The sequence below is a fragment of the uncultured Limnohabitans sp. genome (assembly GCF_937889215.1).
In the GTDB taxonomy this organism is placed as follows: domain Bacteria; phylum Pseudomonadota; class Gammaproteobacteria; order Burkholderiales; family Burkholderiaceae_C; genus Limnohabitans_A.
Genome location: NZ_CALBEX010000490.1, coordinates 1 through 3,715, shown reverse-complemented (window position 1 = coordinate 3,715; position 3,715 = coordinate 1). Strand labels below are relative to the sequence as shown.

The 3,715-nt window shown below is 57.2% G+C and carries 4 protein-coding genes; all 4 read left to right on the top strand.

Annotated features, from left to right (window positions below):
* Positions 1-80: 80 nt before the first annotated feature.
* The 4 genes from Q0341_RS12410 (at position 81) to Q0341_RS12395 (ending at position 3,665) form a co-directional block, all read left to right on the top strand.
* A complete protein-coding gene (locus Q0341_RS12410; protein ID WP_299513806.1) occupies positions 81-1,649 on the top strand; it encodes a leucyl aminopeptidase in 1,569 nt (522 codons plus the stop codon).
* A 36-nt stretch (positions 1,650-1,685) separates the two neighbouring features.
* Positions 1,686-2,120, top strand: coding sequence for a DNA polymerase III subunit chi (locus Q0341_RS12405; protein ID WP_299513804.1), 435 nt, complete (start codon positions 1,686-1,688; stop codon positions 2,118-2,120).
* A complete protein-coding gene (locus tag Q0341_RS12400; protein WP_299513802.1) occupies positions 2,117-2,386 on the top strand; it encodes a hypothetical protein in 270 nt (89 codons plus the stop codon). Before Q0341_RS12405 ends, Q0341_RS12400 begins: the two co-directional genes overlap by 4 nt.
* Before the next feature lie 112 nt (positions 2,387-2,498).
* Entirely contained in the window at positions 2,499-3,665 is a 1,167-nt protein-coding gene (locus Q0341_RS12395) for a branched-chain amino acid ABC transporter substrate-binding protein (RefSeq protein ID WP_299513800.1), read from the top strand.
* Positions 3,666-3,715 lie beyond the last annotated feature (50 nt).

Here is a 3,715-nt window from a genome sequence, read left to right as displayed (position 1 = left end):
AGCGTGGCGCCAAAATTGCGCGCAAGGTCATTGCGTAAAGAAGAATGGAATAACATTGGCGAAACAGGAAAACCCGAATTATGAACTTCGAAATCCAAAAGCTTTCTCTTTCCCAAGCGGTTCAGGCGACATCTGACGCCTTGATTGTGTTGTGGCCCAGTCTTTCGGTACCGCATCCGCTGGCCCATGACCCCGTGTCTCGCTGGGTGGCCACGGCCATTGAGCAAGGCGATTTTGAGCTGAAATCGGGCGCTGTGTTGACGCTGTATCACCAACCCGGCATCACACCGCGTTACTTGGTGGTGGCGTGTACGGCAGAGAACCAAGCCGGTCAAATTCGCAGTGCTTTGCAAGCGGCTTGGCATGCGATCAAGGCGGCCAAAATCAAGCGTGTGAGCCTGCATGTGGTGGGGGATGCCACGCCCCAAGGCTTGCAACTGGCCTTGACGAGCTTGGCCGATGCCAGCTACAGCTACACCACCACACTGAGCAAGCCCAAGGCCCGCACACTCAAACAAGTGCAGGTCAGCTGCGACAACCCCAGTGCATCCCTGAACCAAGCCGTGAACCACGCCCAAGCTTTGGTGGCCGGCGTCGAGTTTGCCAAAGAATGGGCCAACCGCCCGGCCAACCATGCCACGCCCACGCTTTTGGCGCAGGCGGCCAAGTCGGTGGCCACGGGTCGTGCTTTCAAGTGCGAGGTCTTGGGCCCCAAAGAAGTGGCCAAGCTGGGCATGGGGGCGTTTTTGGCGGTGGCCCAAGGCTCGGCCGAACCCTTGCGTTTCATTGTGATGCGCTACAACGGCGCAGCCGCCTCACAGGCTCCGGTGGTGTTGGTGGGCAAGGGCATCACATTTGACACGGGTGGCATTTCCATCAAGCCTGCGGCCGAAATGGATGAAATGAAATACGACATGGGCGGTGCTGCCAGCGTGCTGGGTGTGTTCAAGGCGTTGGGAGAGCTCAAGCCTGCGATCAATGTGGTGGGCTTGATTCCAGCCACCGAAAACATGCCCGATGGCATGGCGGTCAAACCCGGCGACGTGGTCACGAGCATGAGCGGTCAAACCATCGAGATCCTGAACACCGATGCAGAGGGCCGTTTGGTGCTGTGCGATGCGCTGACGTATGCCGAGCGCTTCAAGCCTCAGTCTGTGATTGACATTGCGACGCTGACAGGCGCCTGTGTGATTGCCCTGGGCGCGGTGCGCACGGGCTTGTTCTCCAGCCACGATGGCTTGGCCTATCAGTTACAGCAAGCGGGTGAGACTTCGGGTGACACTTGCTGGCGCATGCCTTTGGACGACGACTATGCCGAAGGCCTGAAGTCGCGTTTCGCTGATGTGGCCAACGTGGCGGGCCGCGCCGCTGGCTCGGTCACAGCCGCCAAGTTTCTGGAGCGCTTTGCCAAAAGCTTCACTTGGGCTCACCTGGACATCGCTGGCACCGCCTGGCGCAGCGGTGCGGCCAAAGGTGCCACGGGTCGCCCTGTGGGCTTGTTGCTGCAGTATTTGACAAGTTTGGCCGCTTCAGCAGCGGCAGCGCCGTTAAAAGCAACGGCAAAAGCACCAGCCAAGGCGCTCAAGCCATTGGCTAAAGAAGCCAAAACAGGGGGCAAAACCAAAGTCCGTGCTGCGCGCAAGACCTGATCGCCATTCCAAGCCCGCCTTTGCCTTGATTTCAGAATGACACGCATCGAGTTTCACTTCAACACGTCTGAGCGGCTTGTGCATACGTGTCGGCTTCTGCGCAAGGCTCGGGCGCAGGATTCGCGAATTGCCGTGATCGGTGCGCCCGTTACCTTGGCGCAGCTCGATGGCGAGTTGTGGCGCTTTCAGGTGGAGTCGTTTTTGGCACATTGCACCCCTTCTGATCCGCCCGAAGTTCAACAAGCCTCGCCTGTTGGCTTGGGGCCTGACCCCCATGCATGGGGTTTTGACGAAGTGTTGGTCAATTTGGGCGACGAGGTCCCAGCCGGGTTTGAGCGGTTCAAGCGCCTGATTGAGGTGGTCTCGAACGACGACCATGGCCGCGCCCAAGCACGCCTTCGCTGGAAGCACTACAAAAGCCTGGGTTACGAACTTTTGCAACACGACCTGTCCAAGACAACCCCATCATGACCTCTTCCGATTTGAATTTGTCTGCAAACCCTGCTTTGAACGACGCCATCCCGACCTTGACGCAATCGATGGTGTTGAAAGAGGTGCCCGACGCGGTTCGCTTGGCGCTGGAAGCCCGTGTCGCTGAAAAACGGGCGCTGCTGGCCATGTCGGATGAGCTGGTCAGCCATTTAAAGCCTGAGATTGAACGCATCACGGCCGATTTGGTTCAGAGAACCCTGGTTGGAGTCTGGGAAAAGCGGGCCCGTGGGTACGAAGAAATTTAATTTTGTTACCGATTTATCAACGCATTAGGGCTTTTGCGTGATCGCAAACGGTCTTTTTTGAAGTATCTTATTGTCTTGCTTGATTGAAGCAAATTTATTCTTCGGAGTTCCTATGAAATTGTCTGGTTCACGTTCATTGACCGTGGTTTCTGTCGCTGTCGCGGCAGTGTTGTTGGCCGCTTGCGGTAAAAAAGAAGTTGCATCCAACGAAATGGTGATCAAAATTGGTCATGTGGGCCCCATGAGCGGCGCCATTGCCCACTTGGGCAAAGACAACGAGAACGGTGCCCGCATGGCCATCGAAGAGCTCAATGCCGCTGGCCTGAAAATTGGTGACAAGACAGCCAAGTTCGAGCTGTTGGCTGAAGACGACGCCGCCGATCCCAAGCAGGGCACCGCTGCTGCTCAAAAACTGGTTGACGCCAAAGTCAACGGCGTGATCGGCCATCTGAACTCCGGCACCACCATTCCTGCTTCGCAAATTTACAACGGTGCTGGCATCCCCCAGATCTCCCCATCGGCCACCAACCCCAAGTACACCCGTCAAGGCTACGCTGGCGCGTTCCGCGTGGTGGCTGACGATGTGCAACTCGGTGGCACCTTGGGCAAGTACGCTGTAGAAGCCCTCAAGGGCCAAAACATCGCCGTGATCGACGACCGTACCGCCTACGGCCAAGGCGTGGCTGAAGAATTCAAAAAGGGCGCCACTGCCGCTGGCGGCACCATCGTAGGCCACGAGTTCACCACCGACAAGTCTTCTGACTTCAACGCCATCTTGACCACGCTGAAAGCCAAAAAGCCTGACGTCGTGTTCTTCGGCGGCATGGACGCTGTGGCCGGCCCTATGCTGCGCCAAATGAAATCCTTGGGCATCGAAGCCAAGTTCATGGGCGGCGACGGCATCTGCACCAGCGAGTTGGCCAAATTGGCTGGCGATGCCATGCAAGACGACGCTGTGGTTTGTGCTGAAGCCGGTGGTGTCGAAGGCGAACAAAAAGTCGGCATGGACAAATTCCGCGCTGACTTCAAAGCCAAGTTCAATGCCGATGTGCAAGTCTATGCACCTTACGTTTATGACGCTGTCAAGGTCATGGCCACGGCCATGGTCAATGCCGGTTCTGCCGATCCAGCCAAGTACTTGCCTGCTCTGAAGAGCATCAGCTACAAAGGCGTGACCGGCGACATCGCTTTTGACGAAAAAGGCGACATCAAAAACGGTGCCTTGACCATGTACACCTACAAAGGTGGCCAGCGCTCACAGATCGCTGTGGTTCGCTGATCTGAAGGCCCCCGTGTGTTCGGGGGCTCCGGTTCATCAGGTGTTTCAAA